At 71.0% G+C, this 19,462-nt stretch carries 15 protein-coding genes; 13 read left to right on the top strand and 2 right to left on the bottom strand.

The genetic code is table 11. From position 1 onward, the window contains the following. Window positions 1-18: 18 nt before the first annotated feature. The 10 genes from ABZ717_RS04270 to ABZ717_RS04225 all read left to right on the top strand — a co-directional run bounded on the left by ABZ717_RS04270 (window position 19) and on the right by ABZ717_RS04225 (window position 11,595). Window positions 19-789: a class I SAM-dependent methyltransferase gene (locus tag ABZ717_RS04270; RefSeq protein ID WP_358505441.1), complete on the top strand. Its 771-nt coding sequence runs from the start codon at window positions 19-21 to the stop codon at window positions 787-789. Next, entirely contained in the window at window positions 786-2,621 is a 1,836-nt protein-coding gene (locus ABZ717_RS04265; protein ID WP_358505353.1) for an ABC transporter ATP-binding protein, read from the top strand. The genes ABZ717_RS04270 and ABZ717_RS04265 overlap by 4 nt, the downstream gene beginning before the upstream one ends. Further along, complete coding sequence (locus ABZ717_RS04260; protein ID WP_358505350.1) at window positions 2,618-4,417, top strand: ABC transporter ATP-binding protein; 1,800 nt, start codon at window positions 2,618-2,620, stop codon at window positions 4,415-4,417. Before ABZ717_RS04265 ends, ABZ717_RS04260 begins: the two co-directional genes overlap by 4 nt. Continuing rightward, entirely contained in the window at window positions 4,398-5,657 is a 1,260-nt protein-coding gene (locus ABZ717_RS04255; protein WP_358505347.1) for a cytochrome P450, read from the top strand. The genes ABZ717_RS04260 and ABZ717_RS04255 overlap by 20 nt, the downstream gene beginning before the upstream one ends. Further along, a complete protein-coding gene (locus tag ABZ717_RS04250; RefSeq protein ID WP_358505344.1) occupies window positions 5,651-5,872 on the top strand; it encodes a ferredoxin in 222 nt (73 codons plus the stop codon). Before ABZ717_RS04255 ends, ABZ717_RS04250 begins: the two co-directional genes overlap by 7 nt. An 81-nt stretch (window positions 5,873-5,953) precedes the next feature. Beyond that, window positions 5,954-7,465: an ABC transporter substrate-binding protein gene (locus tag ABZ717_RS04245; protein ID WP_358505341.1), complete on the top strand. Its 1,512-nt coding sequence runs from the start codon at window positions 5,954-5,956 to the stop codon at window positions 7,463-7,465. Beyond that, complete coding sequence (locus ABZ717_RS04240; RefSeq protein ID WP_358505338.1) at window positions 7,465-8,463, top strand: ABC transporter permease; 999 nt, start codon at window positions 7,465-7,467, stop codon at window positions 8,461-8,463. Before ABZ717_RS04245 ends, ABZ717_RS04240 begins: the two co-directional genes overlap by 1 nt. Next, a complete protein-coding gene (locus ABZ717_RS04235; RefSeq protein ID WP_358505335.1) occupies window positions 8,460-9,281 on the top strand; it encodes an ABC transporter permease in 822 nt (273 codons plus the stop codon). The genes ABZ717_RS04240 and ABZ717_RS04235 overlap by 4 nt, the downstream gene beginning before the upstream one ends. After that, window positions 9,274-10,686: an ATP-binding cassette domain-containing protein gene (locus ABZ717_RS04230; protein WP_358505332.1), complete on the top strand. Its 1,413-nt coding sequence runs from the start codon at window positions 9,274-9,276 to the stop codon at window positions 10,684-10,686. Before ABZ717_RS04235 ends, ABZ717_RS04230 begins: the two co-directional genes overlap by 8 nt. 306 nt (window positions 10,687-10,992) lie before the next feature. Beyond that, entirely contained in the window at window positions 10,993-11,595 is a 603-nt protein-coding gene (locus ABZ717_RS04225) for a DUF4352 domain-containing protein (protein ID WP_358505329.1), read from the top strand. Between the two features lie 73 nt (window positions 11,596-11,668). Here the strand turns inward: ABZ717_RS04225 and ABZ717_RS04220 are convergent, their stop codons facing one another. Further along, window positions 11,669-13,732 (bottom strand): N-6 DNA methylase, encoded by a 2,064-nt coding sequence (locus ABZ717_RS04220; protein WP_358505326.1) that lies wholly within the window; start codon window positions 13,730-13,732, stop codon window positions 11,669-11,671. 430 nt (window positions 13,733-14,162) lie between these two features. Here ABZ717_RS04220 and ABZ717_RS04215 point away from each other — a divergent pair, with 430 nt between their 5' ends. Beyond that, entirely contained in the window at window positions 14,163-14,600 is a 438-nt protein-coding gene (locus ABZ717_RS04215; RefSeq protein WP_358505323.1) for a YchJ family metal-binding protein, read from the top strand. Window positions 14,601-14,798: 198 nt separating this feature from the next. After that, window positions 14,799-15,749, top strand: a complete 951-nt coding sequence (locus ABZ717_RS04210; protein ID WP_358505320.1) for a hypothetical protein — start codon at window positions 14,799-14,801, stop codon at window positions 15,747-15,749. Between the two features lie 4 nt (window positions 15,750-15,753). On the opposite strand, the gene ABZ717_RS04205 is transcribed toward ABZ717_RS04210, so the two are convergent. Next, on the bottom strand, window positions 15,754-17,106 hold the full coding sequence (locus ABZ717_RS04205) for a hypothetical protein (protein ID WP_358505317.1): 1,353 nt from the start codon (window positions 17,104-17,106) through the stop codon (window positions 15,754-15,756). Window positions 17,107-17,353: 247 nt separating this feature from the next. On the opposite strand from ABZ717_RS04205, the gene ABZ717_RS04200 reads away from it, so the two are divergent. Then, window positions 17,354-19,222, top strand: a complete 1,869-nt coding sequence (locus tag ABZ717_RS04200; RefSeq protein ID WP_358505315.1) for a hypothetical protein — start codon at window positions 17,354-17,356, stop codon at window positions 19,220-19,222. The last annotated feature ends 240 nt before the right edge of the window (window positions 19,223-19,462 follow it).

The following is a 19,462-nucleotide window of genomic DNA, read 5'->3' as shown; positions in this document are numbered from 1 at the left end:
CGGGTCCGAGCCGTGCGTATGCGAACCCCCACTCTCCTTCTCCTGGAGGACACGATTCCAGCCATCGACCACTACTCACCGGCCGCCGAGTTCTTCGACCTCGTGGGCCATCGCCACATGGCCACCAGCACACCCGTGCTGCGTTCGGTCCTGACCGGCCTGGACACCGGCCACGGTCCCGTCGTCGACATCGGCGCGGGCACCGGTCTGGTCACCGCCGTCATCGCCGAGATCCTGCCCACGGCGCGTATTCACGCGGCCGAGCCCTCGCCGAACATGCGGGCGATACTCACCAGCCGGGTGTTCTCCGACCCCGACCTGCGCCGGCGGGTCACCGTCCTACCCGAACCGGCGCAGGAGATACCGCTGCCCGACTCCATCTCGGCGGCGGTGGTCTTCGGGGTGGCCGGCCACATCCCCCGAGCGGAGCGCGAGGAGCTATGGCGGCGACTGGCCGACCGCCTGCCCCCTGGTGGGATCGTGCTCGTCGAGCTCATGGGTGTGGACACGCCCCGCTCCATCCCCTACGTGCGCATGTGCCGTGAGCCCCTCGGCGACCAGGTCTACGAGTGGTGGATCTCCGGTGAACCGGTCGGCCCGCAGACCATGCGCTGGCGCACCCAATGGCGGGTCTTCCGCGACGGCGAACAGGTGCGCACCGTCGACGACGAATACGACTGGGAGACCTTCGGGGTCGACCGGCTGGCGGAGGAGTCCGGGCTGACCTTCAGGCCTCTGCCGGGCGGCGGGCGCGAGGCCACCCCGGAGATCGGAGTGCTGGTCAAATGAGTCGGACCCAGACCAAGACCGCACCGAACGGCGAGGTCGGGCCGAAGGCGGCGCAACAGCGGTCGCCTTCGCCGTTGCGGACCCTGCTCCGGCCCATCAAGGGGCGGATCCGGACCGCGGTGGTGCTCCAGGGACTGGCATCGGCGCTGGGGCTCGTCCCGCTGATCTGTCTGGTCGAACTCGCACGTGTGTTCTCGGCCGACGGCACGGTGGACATCGCACGCGTGTGGCTCCTCGTCGGCATCGCCGTGGGCGCCTCGGTCGCCGCGCCGGCCGCGGGCACGGCCTCCACCCTGGTCGGTCACCTGGCCGACAACGACATGCAACTGTCGGTCCGCCGAGCCCTGGCCCACCGCATGTCCCGGGTCCCCCTGGGCTGGTTCACCGGCCGAGGGTCGGGCCGGGTCAAGAAGGCCGTGCACGACGACATCGAGGACGTCCACTCACTGGTCGCGCACACCCTGCCCGACCTGGCCTCGGTCGTCACCGTGCCGCTGGTCGCCCTGGTCTACCTGTTCACCGTGGACTGGCGGCTGGCCCTGGTGTCGGTCCTGCTGGTGGCGGCGGGGATCTTCCTGTTCTCTCGGGCCATGGCCGGGGGCATGGCGAAGATGGCCCGGTACGCCGAGGCGATGAACCGGATCAACTCCTCCGCCGTGGAGTTCGTGGACGGCATCCAGGTGGTCAAGCACTTCGGTGGCCACCGGCGCGCCCACGAGCGCTTCACCCGCGCCGCCGACGACTTCGCGGACTTCTTCCTGAACTGGTCACGCAGCACCACCCCCGTCACGGTCGGATCCTTCCTGCTGCTGTCGGCGCCCATGGCCACCGTGGTCACCGTGCTCGCGGGGGTGGGGTTCGCCCTCGCCGGATGGACCGAACCGGTTTCGATCGTGGCCTTCGCCCTGCTGGCCCCGGCCCTGTGCGCGCCGATGAACGTGATCGGCTCCCGGGTACAGCAGACCCAGGCGGCCGGGGCCGCGGCCGGGCGGGTGACGGCCCTGCTCGACACCCCGACCCTGCACCGGGGGCAGGAGGAACCGCCGCTGGAACCCCGTGTGGTCTTCGACGGCGTGTCCTTCTCCTACACCGACCGCACCGACGACGCGGCGGCCGACGAGACAACGCAGGAGGGCCCTCGGGCCCTGACCGAAGTGGACCTGGTCCTGGAACCGGGCACCGTGACCGCCCTGGTGGGCCCCTCGGGCGCGGGCAAGAGCACCCTGGCCGCCCTGCTCGCCCGCTTCCACGACGCCGACGCCGGGTCGATCACCGTGGGCGGGGTCGACATCCGCGAGATCGCCGACCTCTACCGCACCGTCGGCTTCGTCCTGCAGGACGTCCGCCTGCTCGGGGAGACGGTCGCCGACAACATCGCCCTGGGGCGCCCCGGAGCCACCCGCGAGGAGATCGAGGCCGCCGCACGCGCGGCACAGATCGCCGACCGGATCGAGGACCTGCCGCGGGGTTACGACTCCGTGGTCGGGGAGGACGCCGACCTCTCCGGTGGCGAGGCCCAACGCGTCTCCATCGCCCGCGCCCTGCTCGCCGACACCCCCGTCCTGGTCCTGGACGAGGCCACCGCGGCCGTGGACCCGGTCTCGGAGGCGGCCATCCAGGACGCGCTCAGCGAACTCGCCCGCGGCCGCACGGTCCTGGTGGTGGCCCACCGACTGACCACCGTCACCGGCGTGGATCGGATCGCGGTCATGGACGCGGGCCGGGCGGTGGAGACCGGAACCCACGACGAACTCCTGGCCCGGGGCGGCCGTTACGCCCGACTCTGGCGCGCCCAGGCACACCGACGAGACGAACCGGGAGCAGACCAGTGATCCGCGCTTTCCTCAGGGCCCTGGGACCGGAACAGGCCGGTCCCGTGAAGAGGAGTCTGGCCCTGACCACCGTCGTCTCGGCGTTGCAGGGGCTGGTCTTCGCCCTGCTGGTGACCGTGATGACCGAACTCCTGCGGGAGGGCCCCCGAGCAGCCCTGGGCTGGGCGGCGGCCCTGGCCCTGGCCACCCTGGTCTACGCCCTGCTGCGCACCCTCAGCCTCTTCGTCAACTTCCGGGTGGGCGGGGCGATCTCCCGTGGTCTGCACCACCGCATCGGGGAGCACCTGGTCCGGTTGCCCCTGGGCTGGTTCACCGGGAACCGCGTGGGCGAGCTCAACCGGGTCGTCACCGAGGGGGTGTCCCGCAGCACCAACGTGCCCGTGCACATCTACCCACCGCTGGCCGACGCCGTGGTCACGCCCGTCGTGGCGGTGTCGGCACTGTTCGTCTGGGACTGGCGGATCGCCCTGGCCGCCGCGGCCTGCCTGCCCGTGGTGTGGATGGTCTTCGTCCTGTCCAATGACGCGGTGGGGCGCAACGACGCCGCCCGGGACGTGGTCTCGGACGAGGCCGCCTCCCGGGTCCTGGAGTACGCCAGGTCCCAACCGGTGTTGCGGGCCTTCGGCCGCACCGAACAGGGCGGGCAGAGCCTGGACCGGGCCCTGACCGCCGAACACGGTGCCGCGCGCCGCCTGCTGCTGCGCGTCGTCCCGGTGATGTCGGCGTACTCCTTCACGGTTCGGCTGATGTTCGCGCTGCTCGTGGTGTGCGCGGTCGTGCTCGTCCTGGACGGCGGACTCGACCCCGCCCTGGCAGTGGCCCTGCTGGTGCTGGTGGCCCGGTTCACCCACCCCCTGGCCACGGCCGCCGACCAGGGCGCCGCCCTGCGCATGGCCACCAACCAACTCGACCGGATCAACACCGTCCTGGACGCCAGGCCCCTCCCCGAACCGGAGTCGCCGCTCCCGCCGCGGGGAGCGGTCGTGGAGTTCGACGACGTCACCTTCGCCTACGACCGCAAGGACGACACCCCCGCGTTGGACGGGGCCACCCTGCGCGCCGAACCCGGAACCCTCACCGCTCTGATCGGACCCTCCGGGTCCGGCAAGACCACGGTGGCCCGCCTGCTCGCCCGCTTTCACGACGCCGACCGCGGCCGGGTCCGCCTCGGCGGGGTCGACGTCCGGGACATCGGCGGCGAGGAACTCTCTCGGCACGTGGCCCTGGTCTTCCAGGACGTGTACCTCTTCGACGCCACCGTCGCCGAGAACCTGCGTCTGGCCGCCCCCGACGCCACCGACGAACAGCTCGACCGGGTGGCGGCGCTGTCCGGGCTCGACACGGTCCTGTCCGACCTGCCCAAGGGCTGGGACACCAGGGTCGGGGAGGGCGGAACCGCACTGTCCGGCGGGCAGAAACAGCGGATCTCCATCGCGCGGGCCCTGCTCAAGGACGCGCCGGTCATCGTCCTGGACGAGGCCTCCTCGGCCCTGGACGCCGAGAACGAGGCGCTGGTGACACGGACAGCCGTCGAACTCGCCCGGGAGCGCACCGTGCTGGTCATCGCCCACCGCCCCGCCACCGTGGCCGCCGCCGACCAGGTCGTCTTCCTCGAAGGGGGCCGCGTCGTGGAGTCCGGAACCCCGGACGAACTCCTCGAACGGGGAGGGCGGCACGCCGATTTCGTCCGGAGCCGTGAACGCGCCCTCGGCTGGCGCCTGACCGCCTCGGACATCACGACCCCTCCCACCTCCGCCACCACGAAAGGCCATGAGAATGACCAGGCCCGCACCTGAACCCTCCACCGACCCCATCGCCGCCACCGCCGCCGAACCCGCCCGGACCCACGAAGACACGCCCTTCCCCCTGGTCCGCTCCTGCCCCTTCACCCCTCCCGGTGACTACGCCGGGATGCGCGAGCGATCCGAGCTGACCCGCGCCCGGATCCCCAGCGGCAAACGGCCGTGGCTGGTGACCCGTTACGAGGACGTGCGCGCGGCCCTGTCCCACCCGGCCGCGAGCTCCGACGCCCGCCATCCCGCCTTCCCCGCGCTCGGGGACGGGGAACAGGCCGTCGCCGCCGAACTGCGCCCCTTCATCCGGATGGATCCGCCCGACCACACCCGTGTGCGCCGCATGCTCGTCGGGGAGTTCACCGTCCGTCGGGTGCGCGCGATGCGTCCGGCGATCGAGGCCGTGTGCGCCGAACAGGTCGAATACCTGCTCGGCCGCCAGACCCCGGCGGACCTGGTCGCCGACTACGCCAACCGGGTGTCCACCACCGTCATCTGCCGGCTCCTCGGTGTCCCCTTGGAGGACCTGGAGTTCTTCCGGCGCATCACCTCGATCTCGGGCAGCCGGGACAGCACCGCCGAAGAGGTCAACGCAGCCCTGGGTGAACTGTTCGGCCTGATCGACCGGCTCATCGACGACAAGTCGAAGGACCCCCAGGACGACCTGATCAGCCGCCTGGCCACCGGGCCCCTGGCCCGAGGCGAGATCACCCGGCACTCCCTGCTGTCCCAGATCGGCATCACCCTCAACGCCGGGCACGAGACCTCCCGCAACATGATCCCGCTGGCCGCGCTGGCCCTGCTCGAACACCCCGACCAGTCGGCCCTCATGCGTGAGGACCCCGACCTGTGGCCGGGCGCGGTGGACGAACTGCTGCGCTACCTGTCCGTGGCCGACGTGATCACCCTGCGAGTGGCCACCGAGGACATCCCCCTGAGCACGGGCACCATCCCCGCGGGCGACGGCTACATCGCCCTGCTCGGCGCCGCCGACCACGACCCCGAGGCCTTCCCCGAACCCGAGCGCCTGGACGTGCGGCGCCCGCAGCGCAACCACGTCGCCTTCGGCTACGGCACCCACCAGTGCGTGGGTCAGAACCTGGGCCGCCTGGAGATCGAGGTCGCCCTGCGCGTGCTGTTCGATCGCGTCCCCACCCTGAGGTCCGAACTGGCCCTGGCCGACCTGCCCGCCCGCTCCTCCTCGGCGATCTTCGGGCTGGACGAGGTCCCGGTCTCATGGTGACGCCCGCCGGTTCCGCCCCGCGCCTGACCGCGGACCGTGAGGTCTGCGCGGGCGCGGGCCAGCGCGTGCGCGCCGCACCGGACCTGTTCGACCAGGACGACGAAGGCCTGGTGGTCCTGCTCCGCGCCGACGTGCCTCCCGAAGCGCGCGAACGCACCCTGACCGCGGTGGACTGGTGCCCCTCGGGCGCCGTCACCGTCCATGAACCCTCCTGAGCCCGCTTTCCAGAACCACGGGTCGCAAGACACCTCACGGGGCCGTGCCGACCACGGCCCCGCCCCGAGAAAGGCCGAACGATGAGACGACGATTCCTGCCGGTGGGCGCCCTCGTGGTGCTCCTGGCGGCCACCGCCTGTGGTGGCGGCGAAGGCGACCAGGCCTCCGCCGACGGCGACACCCTGCGCTACGCCGCGGTGGGCGCCCCGGCGGCCACCACCCATGACCCGCACGGACGCGTCGGCAACGAGTCCGACTACCTGCGGTTCGCCATGCTCTACGACGTACTGACCGTGACCGACGAGAACGGGGCCGTCCAGCCCCGCCTGGCCGAGTCATGGGAACCCGACAGTGACGACCTGGACCGGTGGACCATCGCCCTGCGCGACGACGCCGTCTTCTCCGACGGCGAGCCGGTCACCGCCCACGACGTCCTGTTCTCCCTGGAGCGCATCCAGGGCAAGGGCGCCGAGAACAACGGCCGCCTGTCCATGTTCGATCTGGAGTCCTCCTCCGTCGTGGACGAGCACACCCTCGAACTGGTCACCCACCAGCCCTACGCGGAGGTCGGCGTCGCCCTGGCCTCCCTGACCTTCGTGGTGCCCGAGGGCAGTGACGACATCACCGAACCCGTGATCGGCTCCGGCCCCTTCCAACTGGCCGAACACGACGACACCACCGCCGTCCTGAACCGGCACGAGGGCTGGTGGGGTGCGGCACCCGACTACGACACACTCCAGATCAGCGCCATATCCGATCCGGGCGCGCGGGCCGACGCGGTGGCCTCGGGACAGGCGGATATCGCCGCAAGCGTGGCGCCCACCAGTGCCCGGCAGTACGAGGAGGACGACTCCGTCCAGGTGGTCACCCGGCCCGGGGGAGTGAACTACCCGTTGGTCATGGATCTGGGCAGCGAACCCTTCGACGACCCCGGCGTGCGCGAGGCCGTCAAGCTCGCCCTCGATCGGGAACAGCTCGTCGAGACGGTCTTCCTCGGTTACGGGAAGCCCGGCGCCGACCTGCTCAATCCCGATGAACCCTTCGCCCCGCAGGTGGAGCCGGTCCAACGCGACCTGGAGCGCGCCCGCGAACTGTTGGAGGAGGCCGGGCACGGGGACGGGGTCGAACTCACCCTGCACGCGACCAACTCCTATCCCGGTATGGAGGAGACCGCGACCCTGGCCGCAGAACAGCTGGCCGAGGCGGGCATCGACGTCCGGATCGAGATCGGACCGCCCGACACCTACTGGGCCGAGGTGTGGAACGTCGAACCGCTCTACCTCAACAGCCTCGGCGGGAACGGGTTCGTGGACTTCGCACGGATGGCCCTGGTGTCCGACGGCCCCATCAACGAGACCGGCTGGAACGAACCCGATTGGGACGCCGACTTCGCCGATGCGCTGGCCACCGCCGACGACGACGAGCGGCACGCCCTGCTGGCCGATCTCCAGCAGCGGGTCGCCGACGATGGCGGCTACGTGGTCTGGGGCACCGGAGACGGTATCGACCTGGCCGCCCCCGGTGTGAGCGGCCTGCCCACAGGTCCCGGCTTCCACCGTCTGTTCATCGAACAGGTCGAGGCCACCGGCTGATGCCCGACCCCGAGATCGCCCCCGCGGTGGCCCTTCCACGCTCACGGAGGGCCGCCGTGGGGGCCTCGTTCCTGTTCTCCCTGGTCCGGGCGGCGCTGCTACTGGGCCTGGTCTCGGTAGCGGTCTTCACCGCGACCGAACTCCTTCCCGGCGACGCCGCCGACCTGCGGGCCTCACCCGGGGCCGACGAGGAACAGGTACGACACCTACGGCAGGATCTGGGACTGGACGTCGAGCCCTGGCGGCGTTACCTGGACTGGGTCGGTGCCCTGCTCAGCGGGGATCTGGGAACATCCCTGGTCAACGGTCGCCCTGTCGCCGATGCCCTCGCCCAAAGGCTGCCCGCCACCCTCGCCGTCGTGGCGGGAGCCCTGGTGATCGCCGTCCCCGCGTCCCTGGCCCTGGCCTGGTGGGCGGGGACGACACGGAGAGGACGCCGGTTGCCCACCGCTGTTCTGACGGGGGGCGCCGCGGTTCCCATGGCGGTCGTGGCGGCGGCCTCGGCCGCGCTGTTCTCGGGCCATCTCGGGCTGGTGCCACCGGTGTCCCTGCTTCCTCCCGGTGCCATCCCCTGGCACCACCCGGACCTGCTCTTCCTTCCGGTGACGTCCATGGCGCTGCCCACCGCGTTCTTCGGCGGGAGCCTCCTGTCGGGTTCGGTCGCCGACACCGTGCGCATGCCCCATGTGGTCGACGCCCGGCGCAGGGGCGTGCCCCCGTGGCGAATCGCACTGGTGGACGTCCTTCCCTTCCTCCTGGCCCCTTTCGCCCGGGTCGTGGCGGTCTCCGCGGGCGGCCTGATCGCCGCCGCGACCGTGGTGGAGGCCCTCTTCGGGTACCCCGGCATGGGCTCGCTCCTGGTATCGGCCATCTCCGCACGAGATCTACCCGTCGTGCAGGCCACGGCCGTGCTCGCCGCCGCGATCGTGCTGCTGGGACTGGCACTCGGAGACCTGTCGGCGGCCCTGACCGAACCCGAACACGGGAGGGCGACATGAGAAGGCTGTTGGTGCCGTTGTCACTTGTCGTGGCCGTGGCCCTGGTGCTCTGCGGTGGTTGGTGGGCGCCCTACGACCCGAACTCCACGGCCGGCGCACCCTGGCAATCGCCCGACTCCACGTACCTGCTCGGGACCGACGCCCTGGGACGGGACGTGTGGTCCCGGGTCCTGGCCGGGGGAGGCCCACTGCTGACCGTCTCGGTGGTGGCCGCCGTGTGCGCCTCCGCCATCGGCATCGCGGGTGGTCTGGTGGCGGGATGGTCCGGCGGGTTCGTCGCCCGCCTGCTCACCGCCTGCGCGGACCTGCTCCTGGCCCTACCATCCCTGTTGCTGGCCCTGGTGGCGGCGATCGCCCTGCCCTGGCAACCGGCGGTCGTCGTGGCGACGGTGTGCGGCGGCGCCCCACTCACCCTGAGGGTGGTGCGCGACGCCGTTCGCTCCATCCGCTCCTCCGGGTACGTGGAAGCGGCCCTCCTGCGTGGCGAGCACACGGCCTCGGTGCTGCTCCGTGAGGTGTTTCCGGCCATGCGCGGACTGGTCTCCGCCGACCTGGGGCTGCGCCTGGTGGTGGCGATCCAGGTCTGCGCGGCACTCGGCGTCCTGGGGCTGGGCGCGGCCCCGCCCACACCGGACTGGGCTCTCATGCTGAGGGAGAACATGACCGGGGTGGCGAGCAACCCGTGGGCGGTGGCCGCACCCGCGATCGCACTCGGTGCCACGACGCTGCTGTTCGCACTCGCCGCCCGACCGACCTCCCAGGAACACGATGACCGCCGTCCGGGAAGGGCGGATCGGGAGGAGATGAACCATGCCTGAGGGACTGGACGTGGAAGCACTACTGGTCGAGGACACTCGGGGCCGAGTGGTCGTCGGGCCCGTGGACCTGCGGATCCCCGACGGCGGGGTGATGGCGGTCATGGGGCCTTCCGGCAGCGGCAAGACCAGCGCACTCCTCGCGGCGCTCGACGCCCTGCCCGTGGGGCTGGTCCGCCGGTCCGGACACGTCCGGTGGCGGGGAGCCCCGGTGCCCCGGGGACGGGGCGGCCGGCGCCGGCGCCTGACCAGGGTGGGGATCCTCGGTCAAGATCCCGCGTCGGACCTGCACCCCTTGCGGTCGGTGGCCTCCCTCGTGGCCGACGCGCTGCCCCTGGGACCACGCCGGGAGAACACGGAGAAGGTGTGCGTGACCCTCACCCGACTGGGACTGGACGCCGAGGCCCTGTGGCGTCGGCGTCCGCGCGAGCTCTCCGGCGGCCAGGCCCAAAGGGTGGCCCTGGCTCGCGCGATCGTCGGTGACCCCGAACTCCTCGTGCTGGACGAGCCCACCAGCGGCCTGGATCCCGCCACGGTCGAACTCGTGCTCGACGTGCTGGAGCAACGGCGAGGACGCCCGAACCGAGTCACCGTGGTGATCACCCATGACCGGGGGTTCGCCGCCCGAGTCGCCGATGTCCTCATCGACATCGATGAGCCCGGGGTCGACCGCCGGAGTGTCACCGGTGTCCCGGCCTCCCGACCCCCGCACGGCCCCCCGCTCCTCGGACTCCACGGGATCCGCCTCATCGGACCGGACGGTCGAGAGCTGCTCGGGGAATCGGACCTGACCGTCCGATCAGGGGAGGCGGTCGCCGTCCTGGGGCCCTCTGGGAGCGGCAAATCCACACTGCTCAGGAGCCTTGCCGGGCTCCATCCCCCGGCGAGGGGTTCGTTCTCACTGGACGGCCGACCCCTCCCCGCCAGGTACACGGACCGCACTCGGGAGTCACTGAGAGCCGTCCAACCGGTCGGCCAGAACCCTGTCGGAGTCCTGAACCCCGCCCAGCGCGTCGGAACGGCACTGGCACGCCCGGCCATGGTGCTCCGGGGCCTGACACGAGAACAGGCCGCGGCGGAGGTCCCCGAACTCCTGGGACGGGTAGGCCTGCCCGCGGAGACCGCACGTGCCTACCCCGGCCGGCTCTCGGGCGGCCAACGGCAGCGCGTGGCGATCGCCCGCGCCCTGGCCGCGCGTCCGCGGGTGTTGTTGGCCGACGAGGTGTCCGCGGCCCTGGATACCGCGAGCACGCGTACGGTCCTGGATCTGCTGGACACCCTGCGCGCGCGGGAGGGCCTGGCCGTTGTCATGGTCACGCACGATCGAGACGTCGCCGCCCGCGCGGACCGCGTCCTCACCCTTGATCCGGAACGCCGGGCACTCCTGCCCGCCTCGCCTCGAACGTGACGGAGGCTCCGGGCGTGCAGGGGCCCGCCTGCCTTCGTCCACACCAGGCGGAGCGATGACGTCGAAGTCCCGGACGACCCGGTCCCGACCCGGGGTCCGGTAGGGATGACGGTGATGAGTTTGTTCCGAGGTGTGAAACAGGCTCCTTGTTGATGGTTGGTCTAGTTCACACTCAATCGTGTATGGTGTGAGTGTCTTCGGGTTGATTCAGAGCTCCGGAGACCCTTCTCCCGTTGCGCGCCGAACCGCCCGGTTCGGTGTTCACCCCCACGGCCTCGTCGCCACCGCACAGACCCGGAGCCCACCATGACCCAGCCTCAGCAGCCGTTCCAGCCCCAGCCGCCCTACCGGCCGATGCCGCCGAAGCAGGGCATGTCCACCGGCAAGAGGTTCGGCCTGGGCTGTGGAGCGTTCCTGATCCTGCTCTTCCTGATGGGCGGCTGCGTGGCCGTCCTATCCTCAGGTTCCGACGGTTCCGGTGCCTCGCAAGACGCCTCGCAGGACACCTCGGAGCAGACTGAGGAAACGACCGAAGCGGAGGTCGATGAGGCCGCGGAGGAGCCTGTCGCGGAGGAGCCCGTCGCGCTGACCGCCGAGGTCACCGACTTCGTGCCGAGCATTCTGCACGACGGCGGCGACTACACCAGCGTGCACGTCACCATCGAGAACAACGGTGACGAGGCCATCGATGTCAACCCGTTGTACTTCGCGATCGTCGCCGACGACGGCACCAAGAAGGACACGACCAGCGCCCTGGGCATGTCCGAGTCCCAGATCGACACCGTGACGCTCGACTCCGGACAGCGCGCCGAGGGCGTGATCACCGCCGAGGGCGCCTTCACCCCGGCCTCCGTCGAGTTCGAGGAGACCCTCGGCCTGGGCGTGACCATCACCGCCGACGTCGGCTGAACACCACCACACCCTTGAGACGACACGTGGGCCCGACCCCCGGAAAGGTGGTCGGGCCCTCGTCGGCGGCGAACTAATGCCGGGTCGTCCGGTCGGTGGTGAGCTCCACGGCCAGATCGACGGCCTGGTCGGCCAGTTCCGTGCCCAGTTCCTGTAGCTCCCGTAGCGCCCGACGGAACCGTTCGACCCGACGGAAACGCTCCCCGTGGGCGCGTTGCTCCTGGATGGACAGCACGGGCAGACGGAATCGCTGCGGTTCCAACCGGAGGGAGCCGCGCATGCTGCTGCTCACCCGGGCGATGTGTCCGCGCTCGGCCTCACTGCTGACGAAACCCGCGAGGAACCAGGGGTCCACGGCCGCCGGGTTGGTGCTCACCACGTACAACCCGCCGTGGAGGTGGGCCCCGGCGTCCTCGGCGGTGACCACCCGGGCCAGCGGGCGTTCGGTGACCACGGGGATGACCACATCGCCCTCCCGCAACGGTGGGTTGCGCATGGGGTCGGCGTCCACGCGTTCGGTCCGGGTCGCCGGCGTCCCGCGCATCACGTCCTGTGGCGTCAGCACCCGCGCTTGGACCTGTGGACCGCCCTCCTCCTCGGGGCGACGGACACGGTGACGCCGGATGGTGACCGAACCGGCCTTGGCCAGTTCTCCCAGGGTGACGACCGGGGTGGGCGCGGCCTCGGGCAGGGTTTCGGGGACCTCCGGAAGCAGTGACCGCAGCGACCGCAGCGACCGTTCCATCTCGGTGCGTCGCCGGGCGAACAGGCCGAGGTCTCGGGCGCTCGAACGGGGTAGGGGCAGATGGCGGCGGGGAGTGAGGTCGATCTCCTCGTCGAGCAGCTCCACCGGTTCCACGGCCCGCGCCGCCCCCGGAACCTCCTTGAAACCCTCCGGGGAGTCGCGGAAGTCCTCCCAGAGCCCGCGGATCCGGCCGATCACGTCCTCGGGGCGTTCCACCCGGGCGGGGTCGGCCGGCTCGGTGTCCACCAACAACAAAGGGGTGGGTGTCGTCGTCTCGTCGGTTCGGCGCAGCACCCACAGCTGTAGCGGGACGGCGTAGTGCGCGGCGAAACCGGCGGGCAGCGACACCACCGCGAGGAACGCGCCGGACCGCAACAGCGAACGGCGGATCCGCCGTCCGGAAGGACGTTGGGCCGCGGCCGGGGGCATCAACAGCACGGCGGTGCCGCCCGGTCGCAGTTGGGACAACGAGTGCTGCACCCAGGCCAGATCGGATTCCAGCCGAGGCGGTAGCCCGTGCACCCACCGCGGATCCTCGACCAGGTCCTCCACACCCCAGTTGCGTTCACCGAACGGGGGAGCGGTGACCACCGAGTCGGCCGGATCCGAGGTGAAGGCCGGTTCGCGAAGGGCATCGCCGACCCGCAGTTCGACCCGTTCGTCCAGGGCGTCGTCGAAGGCCAGGCGCAGCGCGGTCAGCCACAGTGCCGACCGGTCCCGGTCCTGGGCGCGCAACGGTGCGTTCCCGGCGCGGGCCCCCGCCACCAGGATCTCACCCCCACCACAGGCGGGGTCGGTCAGCGCGCCGCCTCCGGCGAGGTGGACCATCAAGGCGGCCAGGTCCGGTGGGAGGTTGTGCGAACCGGCGGGGGAGCGTTGCTCCGACCTTCGGCTCATACGCTCCAGCACCGGAGCGGGTCCGCTCTCGGCGACGGCGCGCACGGTCGTCTCCACCAGGGCGGGGAGCAGTGCTTCGGGGACCCGGGCGGGCCGATGGTCGGCCAGGCAGGCCGAACCGGAGGCGCGCAACCGTGTCTCGAAGCCGTCCAGGGCCGCGGTCACCAACACGGCCGGGTCATCGGAGGGGATCGCGGGGTGGTCGCGCAGGTGCAGGGCCAGCGCGCCCACCAACCCGAGGAGGTCCTCTACGGGAGCGGAACCGCGCAGGGAGTCCACCACCTGCCACAGCCGTTGGTCGGGGTCGATGGTGGGAACGCTGCGGTGGGTGGACAACCACTCCTCGATCTCCGCCAGGTCGAAGCGGGGGCTGCGGTCGGTGCCGCCGACGGGGGTGGGGAAGTCGTCGTGGCGTCGACGCCAGTTGCTGACCGCTGTCGGTTTGACCCCGGCGATACGGGCGATGTCGGCGGAGCTCACCTCCACGTTGTCCATGTTCCCAACCCTTCCTGGCCGACGGTCGGACCGACTATACACATGTCCTCACGCCTGGACGCGGAAGCGCTCATCCGTGAGTGGTTGGGCGACTTCACAGGCCAGACCTGGTGTGGAGGACGCGGGATGGCACACCCCGCAGGGCCGAACGGTGATGCCCGGGTGCCGGAAGCGGACATCCCGCGTGTTTCGTTCCACCGGTCAGGTTGGGTATCAACCCGGGGGATGGACATGGACTACGCCCACGTGTACGCGCTCCCGATCCCTCAACCGCGCCCTGCCCCCGACGACGGTCCGCCGCCGCGATGGTTGCCGCCACCTCCACCGCGCCGCCCGGGCGACAGCGGAGCCTGACCCCTCCGTCCGAACCGTCCGACCCGATTCCCCTCGATCGGGCCGGGCGGTGTTCCCGGCACACCAGAATGGACACATGGCCCAGCAGCGATCCCGCCGTTCACGGCGCTCCACCACCCCGCGAGCCCTGCCCACCGATGCGCCCTGCCCGTGCGGCCGGGACGAGAAGTACGACGCCTGTTGCGGTCGTCTGCACGCCGGTACGGCCCGTGCGACCACCGCCGAGAACCTCATGCGCTCGCGCTACAGCGCCTTCGTCGTGGGCGACGAGGACTATCTCCTGCGCTCTTGGGATCCCACCACCCGCCCCCGGCGCGTGGGACTGGACCCCGACACCGAGTGGACGGGGCTGGAGATCCTGCGAACGAGTGCGGGGACCCCCTTCCACACGGAGGGCACCGTCGAGTTCCGCGCCCACTACAAGGAGGACGGCCAGGACGGCGAGCTGCGCGAGCACAGCCGCTTCCGCCGCCACGAGGGCGAATGGGTCTACCTGGACGCCCTCGCCGACTGACCCCTTCCCGCGACCGAACGGACGCACGGAAATGGGCCCGACACCGAACCGGCCCCGGCGCGCACCGCCCCACACCGTGTGCGGCCGGCCGCCTCTCCGATGTCTCCGAAGGGGCGCCGGCCCGCGCGATGCGTGCGAAGTCGGACACGCGCGGTAGGAAGGTCGGGCCACGGTACCCCCAACGCTTCGGAGCACCCGATGACCGAATCACCGCAGGGCGCGACGCCGCCCATGATCCGGCAGCAGCAGACCGTCGAGGAGATCGCCCGCGGACTGGTCGAGATCATGCCCGAGGACTGGCAGAACGTCGTATACCTGACACGTCGGGTGGGTGGCTTCACCTACGAGGACCTCGTCGCGGTGAGCACCGACGGCACGGTGCGCGAGTTCGTCCCACCCGAGCCGGTCCGGGTGTCGGCCACGCGACTGAAGGACCTGGGCGAGAAACCGGGAGCGGGCACCTGGTTCGAGGCGCGGATCTCGGTGGAGGTCTCCGGGCGTTTTCGGGCCGAGTACGAATATGACGAGGTGGCGTTGCCCAACGGGCTCGCGCCCCTGGCCTACGCCCAGGAGATGCGCCGCTACCCGCGCGTCCCGCAGGAGACCCCCGGCTGGATGCGTGCCCACCTGGAACAGGCCCGGACGTTCGACCTGGGTCCCGTCCACGCCGATTTCGGGGCCGTCCTGGTGCGGGCCTATCAGGAGGAGGGCCTGCCGATCGAGTACCTGCCGCCCACCAGCGTGCGGATCCTCCTCCCCGAGTACGGCGCCTTCGCGCCCAGCGACATGGTGGAGACCTTCGAGCGGGCCGTGGTCGCGACCACGGACCGGTGGCCCCGCATCGCGGCGGGCGTGGCTCGGCTCACCGCGCGGAACGCCCGCCGACAGGGGCTGATCGCGGCGCCCGACGATACCGCCATGGCCGCGCTTCGCCGGGCCTTCGCCGGGTACGGGACACAGATCGCCTTCCGTGGCACCGACACACTGCTCGTCCCCCTGCCGAGCGGGCGTAACGCGACCACGGACATCACCGGGTTCCGCGCCGCCATGGAAGGGCACCTGCCCGAACACATCGCCTACCACGCCGACGTGCTCGCCCGGCAGATGAGCGAACAGATCGCCCGCGCGATCGCCGAGGGGAAGGCCTGACCCCTCACTGTTCCATGGGCCGCCCGAACGCCCGAAGCCGATCGGCCAGCTCCGCGGCCCGGGCCGCGGCTTCGGCGAGCGGGTGGTGACGGGCCAACGCGTCCAAGACCGTCAGGGCGTCGGGGTGCGCCCCGAGTACGACCGGATCGGCGTCCACCAACAGCAATCGGTGCACGTCGGGGCTGTCCTTCGCGGTCAGAAAAGAGGTCGGTCCCGAACCGTCGGAGGGCATCGCCGCGGCCACCATGTCGATCACCACCCATGGTCCGTACTGGGCCAACAGTCGATCGATGCCGCGCTGGTCCAGCATGCCGGAGGAGAGCAGGACCATCGCGGCCAGGCAGGCTTCCGTGCTGTGCGGGGAGGCCAACAGGACGCGCAGCCGCGGTGCGAGTTCGGAACTGGTGGTGTTGAGCACTTGGGCGGCCACCCAACGGCGCAGTGCCAGCCCGGGCCCCCGTACCACCTCGGTGATCTGGCGCAGGGCCTCCTCCGGGCCACGCCGGTCCAACCACCGCGCGGCCTCCGGCGAGCGCTCCTCGAAGGGCAGCACGGCCAGGGCGTCCAGGAATCGGGAGGCGCACGCCTCGGCGAGGGTGTCCACGATGGGCGCGTGGATCCCCACCTCCAGGAGTAACCGGCGCACCCCGTGGCGACCCAACGCGGTGAGTTCGACGGTGCAACGGTCCACGCTCTCGTCCTCGGGAGCGTGGTCCAACACCACGGCCCCGGTATCGGAGAGCTGCCACAACACGTTCAGGAGCAGATCGGTGGTGTGGGGCGTAGCGGTGGCGGCGGTGCGAGGAACCGGTCTGGACAAGGCCTCCAACGCCAGGGTGTCCAGGTCGGGCCGATGTCCGTCGGGAGCCTCGTACAGGAACCGCAACACCTCCGGGAGCAGATCGGGGCCGGTGGTGCCGGGCACGGGATCGCGAGGACGGGACAGGTCGCCTCGGGCGTGCGCGATGGTGTGCTCGAACTCGTGGAACCACCACTCCAAAACCTGTTCGGGGTCGCGCACCCGATGTTCCAGGTCGGGAGCGGGACGGGCCAGGGAATCGTCGATGCTGACCAGCCCCAGACGCAACGCGGCGGACCAGGGCACCACGAAGTGGGCGACATCGGCGACCGAGTGCAGCGCACCGAGCCAGATCACCCGTTGATCCAGATGACCGGGCAGGTCGTGCGGCCACAGAGAGAAGCGGGAGATCGCCGCCCGGGCGTCATCGATGCCGGGGACCCCACCGGAGGTGACCGGGGTGGCGGGGGCGCTCCAGCGGGCGAGACTCAGGGCGTCGCACAACAATGGGGAGTCCAGAGCCATGCGGGCCAGGACGTCGGTCGGTGGCAGCGACACGGGCCTGGCGGACAGGGGAGGTCGTCCCCGCCGTGACGGTTCGTGAGAGGGCATGTCCGGCCCCGTTTCCAGCATCGGGTGTGAGTGTGAGCGAGGGTGACCCCTTACTACCGTTCCACGCCGGTCCGGTGGAGTGGTTTCCCGCAGATCGGTACGAAGCCGGGAGCGAGGGGACCCGTGTCCGGGTTGTCCACAGACCGGGAAATCATCGGTGCGCGTGGGCACGACGAACCCTAAAGTTGAAACCATGGACCGACTCGCCGCGTTGGACGCCCACCTTCGCACCATGCCGCCGGAACGGGTCGCGGACATCTTGTCCACCATCCCCGACGGCGCCGTCCGCTACCGGACGGCCACCCCCGACACCCTGCTCGACCTGATCATGATCCTGGCCTTGCGGCCCACGGTCTTCGAACGACTGCCCCTGCCCCACCACCAGATCCTGCGAGCGGTGGTCGCGGTCGCCGAGAACGCGCAGGAGCTGCTTCCGGGCGGGCCGGAGGGCGGCTGGCCGCGCAGACGGAGATCCCTCGCCCAGGACCCGTTCCTCCTGGGGCCGGTCGACCACGAGGCCCTGCTGGCCAAGGTGGACGCCGACAGCCCCGGGTTGGCCAGGATGCGCGCGGAGGAATGCGTGTCCGACCTCTTGGACCTGGCGATCCTGTGGCCGGACGGTGATGGTGGCTACCACCTGCCCGACGACGCCGGATACCAATTCGGCATGCGAGGTTACCCCTGGTCGGTCGAGGAGGCCCTGGACAGATACGGCCTGGCGACGTTGCGCCGGATGGCCTTGGCGTTGGGACTCGATCCCACCGGGGACTGGTGGGAACTGAGGAAAACGTTGGCGGACGCGCTCACCGACGAACAAAGGGTGGTGTCCCTGGTACGCGATGCGCCGCACGAGGTGCGGCACCGGATCCTGCAGCTGACCTTCTTCTCCGATCAGGTGGAGATCGCCCGGACCCACCTGGCGTGGGGCATGGACCTACCGGTGGACGGAACGGGCGACGACGAACAGGACTGGCTGCTGGAGCACGGGTTGCTGCTGCCGACCGATTACGAGACCGACGACGCCCGCGTCTTCGAGGTCGCGCGCGAAGTGGCCCTGACGATCCGGCGCTCCTTCCCACACCGGTTCGATCCGGCCCCGCCACAGGTCATGGGGCCCCCGGCCGAGGGGATGCCGCAGGGACGTGGACCCGGTGCGGTGGAGGAGCTCTCCCGGGAGGCGCTCACCTTCCTGGCGGGGGCGGACACCCGACTGGTGGCCGCTCTCACCGAACGCTCCGGGAGGTTGCGTCGTGACGGTCACCTGGCGGTGCCGTCGCGACGCAGGCTCACCAAGGCGGTGGGCGGGAACGAGGACCTGGCCAGAACCTGGCTGGAGGTGGGAGCCCGGACCGGGTTGTTGATCGCCGAGAACGATCACGTCACCCTCTCCGACCAGGCCCGAGCATGGTCGGCCGCCGCCCCGGAGGTGCGCCTGGTGGCGCTCCTGGAGGGCTGGGCCCGGCGCGCGGAGGACGGCCTGTGGTGGCCCACCGACGACGAACCCGTGTCCTCCGGGGCAGTGGAGGAGGGCGCCGACGCCCGCAGCAGATGGGCCGTGGTGTGCGCACTGACGCACGTGCCGGACGGAATCACCCTGGGCATCGACGGCGCGCGGGCCACACGGGATCTGGCCGAGGAGGACAAGAAGGCAACGGGAACCGAGTGGCTGCTCTCCGCCGCGCACTGGTACCAGCCCTTGACCGCCGTCGATCCCGAACATGAGTTCCGGGTCCTGCGAGCCTTCCGCGAAGCCGAGTTCCTGGGGGTGGTGTGCGTCGGCGCGGCCACCCGTGTGGGTCGCGCGCTCTCCCAACGGATCCGCTCGGCTCCACGGGTCGAGGATGATCCGGGAGAAGGGGTCCTGGCGGCGGTTCGGGAGACCCTCGGCCTGGGAGCACCGGAACCGGGGGAGAGCTGGGGCGGACCCCTGGACCTGGTCGGTCCGGAACACGCCCGCCACCGAGAGCTGACCCGGTGGGCCCGAGAACTGTTCGGGCGGCCCTGGACGTCAGGGCGGGGCGACGCCGATTCCTTCGGGGCGGACCCGGGGAAGAACGAGTAAGCGTCCCGGTCGGGAGGGCGCGCACAGGAGAGTCGAACGGCCGACCGGGGTTTATGAGGATCCCCACCGAGATCGGGCGGATGATCGGCGTGTACGACGGCCGGTTCCGGGTACCCGCCACCGCCCCGGCGAACGCTGACGGAGCGTGAAAACGGCAAGGGTGGGGCTTTTCGGATCACACCCCCTTCACTACCGATCCCGTGGGGTTATCGGGATGTTATCGACCGTTCGTCACGTTCC

The sequence above is a fragment of the Nocardiopsis sp. NPDC006832 genome, assembly GCF_040635885.1.
In the GTDB taxonomy this organism is placed as follows: Bacteria; Actinomycetota; Actinomycetes; order Streptosporangiales; family Streptosporangiaceae; genus Nocardiopsis.
Note: the sequence above shows the minus strand (reverse complement) of the source record. Positions and strands in the feature narration are given on the sequence as shown.

Coding starts and splice junctions, on each gene's coding strand:
- ABZ717_RS04235 (WP_358505335.1), top strand. CDS start 8,460: ATGAGAAGGCTGTTGGTGCCGTTGTCACTTGTCGTGGCCGTGGCCCTG.
- ABZ717_RS04225 (WP_358505329.1), top strand. CDS start 10,993: ATGACCCAGCCTCAGCAGCCGTTCCAGCCCCAGCCGCCCTACCGGCCG.
- ABZ717_RS04270 (WP_358505441.1), top strand. CDS start 19: ATGCGAACCCCCACTCTCCTTCTCCTGGAGGACACGATTCCAGCCATC.
- ABZ717_RS04210 (WP_358505320.1), top strand. CDS start 14,799: ATGACCGAATCACCGCAGGGCGCGACGCCGCCCATGATCCGGCAGCAG.
- ABZ717_RS04245 (WP_358505341.1), top strand. CDS start 5,954: ATGAGACGACGATTCCTGCCGGTGGGCGCCCTCGTGGTGCTCCTGGCG.
- ABZ717_RS04240 (WP_358505338.1), top strand. CDS start 7,465: ATGCCCGACCCCGAGATCGCCCCCGCGGTGGCCCTTCCACGCTCACGG.
- ABZ717_RS04215 (WP_358505323.1), top strand. CDS start 14,163: ATGGCCCAGCAGCGATCCCGCCGTTCACGGCGCTCCACCACCCCGCGA.
- ABZ717_RS04265 (WP_358505353.1), top strand. CDS start 786: ATGAGTCGGACCCAGACCAAGACCGCACCGAACGGCGAGGTCGGGCCG.
- ABZ717_RS04220 (WP_358505326.1), bottom strand. CDS start 13,732: ATGGACAACGTGGAGGTGAGCTCCGCCGACATCGCCCGTATCGCCGGG.
- ABZ717_RS04250 (WP_358505344.1), top strand. CDS start 5,651: ATGGTGACGCCCGCCGGTTCCGCCCCGCGCCTGACCGCGGACCGTGAG.
- ABZ717_RS04230 (WP_358505332.1), top strand. CDS start 9,274: ATGCCTGAGGGACTGGACGTGGAAGCACTACTGGTCGAGGACACTCGG.
- ABZ717_RS04200 (WP_358505315.1), top strand. CDS start 17,354: ATGGACCGACTCGCCGCGTTGGACGCCCACCTTCGCACCATGCCGCCG.
- ABZ717_RS04255 (WP_358505347.1), top strand. CDS start 4,398: ATGACCAGGCCCGCACCTGAACCCTCCACCGACCCCATCGCCGCCACC.